Consider the following 1,225-nt stretch of genomic DNA (forward strand, 5'->3'; position numbering starts at 1 on the left):
CAAGGGAGCCAGCCGCCGAAGGTGGGGTAGATGATTGGGGTGAAGTCGTAACAAGGTAGCCGTATCGGAAGGTGCGGCTGGATCACCTCCTTTCTAGGGAGTTACCGGATTCGCTGTAATGGCGAGGCCTATGTAACAATCTAATGCTCCGATCGAGGGAGCACAGCCTCATCCACTCGTTGTCAGTTTTGAAAGGGCAACCCCCTTTCCTTCGTTTGGTGGTAATGGCGGAGGGGAACCACACGTTCCCATCTCGAACACGACCGTTAAGCCCTCCAGCGCCGATGGTACTTGGACCGCAGGGTCCCGGGAGAGTAGGACGCCGCCAAGCGGACCCACAGGGTTAACTTGTGGGTTTTTTATTGCCTGAAAGCATGGCTTGGGATGACTAAGCCATTGCTGACGAAGCAGTTTTTGCTTCGCAAAAACTTAGTTATGCTTACGAAGCAGTTTTTGCTTCGTAAAAACTTTGAGGGCCTTTAGCTCAGCTGGTTAGAGCGCACCCCTGATAAGGGTGAGGTCGGTGGTTCGAGTCCACTAAGGCCCACCATCAACTTCATACTGTCGTGGGGCCATAGCTCAGCTGGGAGAGCGCCTGCCTTGCAAGCAGGAGGTCAGGAGTTCGATCCTCCTTGGCTCCACCATCCACGCCAAAGGGAAATACGAAATCGACTTCCGAAATTGGAAGAAGATTGAGGGTTGACCGGAAGGCGGGAAGCATGGTAAGATACGATTCGCTGCTCTTGAGCGGCGAAGAGGTTTGTTCCTTGAAAACTGGATAGCGAAGCAACAAACGCGTAGGAAACATCCAACTACCGAGTTATGTGTCTCGTTGTTATTTTGTCTTCGGACAAAAGAATCAACTAGGTTAAGCTAGTAAGAGCACACGGAGGATGCCTAGGCGCCAGGAGCCGAAGAAGGACGTGGCGAACAACGAAACTGCCCCGGGGAGCTGTAAGCAAGCATCGATCCGGGGATGTCCGAATGGGGGAACCCGGCTGCGGTAATGCGCAGTCACTCCTCACTGAATCCATAGGTGAGGAAGAGGCAGACCGAGGGAACTGAAACATCTAAGTACCTCGAGGAAGAGAAAATAATAATGATTCCGTCAGTAGCGGCGAGCGAACGCGGAGGAGCCTAAACTTACGCACTTGTGCGTAGGGGTTGTGGGACGTCTTACACGGAGTTACAAAGGAGTTCGTTAGGCGAATTGGTCTGGAAAGGC

Annotated in this window: 2 tRNA genes and 3 rRNA genes; all 5 read left to right on the forward strand. The window is 52.8% G+C overall.

Annotated elements, in window-relative coordinates:
• Positions 1–93 (forward strand): 16S ribosomal RNA (locus ACSEXS_RS22570); the annotation flags it as partial.
• Positions 94–214: 121 nt separating this feature from the next.
• Positions 215–331 (forward strand): 5S ribosomal RNA (gene rrf / locus ACSEXS_RS22575).
• 142 nt (positions 332–473) lie between these two features.
• A tRNA-Ile gene (locus ACSEXS_RS22580) sits at positions 474–550 on the forward strand.
• Between the two features lie 18 nt (positions 551–568).
• Positions 569–644 (forward strand) — tRNA-Ala (locus ACSEXS_RS22585).
• A 222-nt stretch (positions 645–866) separates the two neighbouring features.
• Positions 867–1,225 (forward strand): 23S ribosomal RNA (locus ACSEXS_RS22590); the annotation flags it as partial.

The organism is Gorillibacterium terrae, from assembly GCF_051594785.1.
GTDB lineage: Bacteria > Bacillota > Bacilli > Paenibacillales > NBRC-103111 > Gorillibacterium.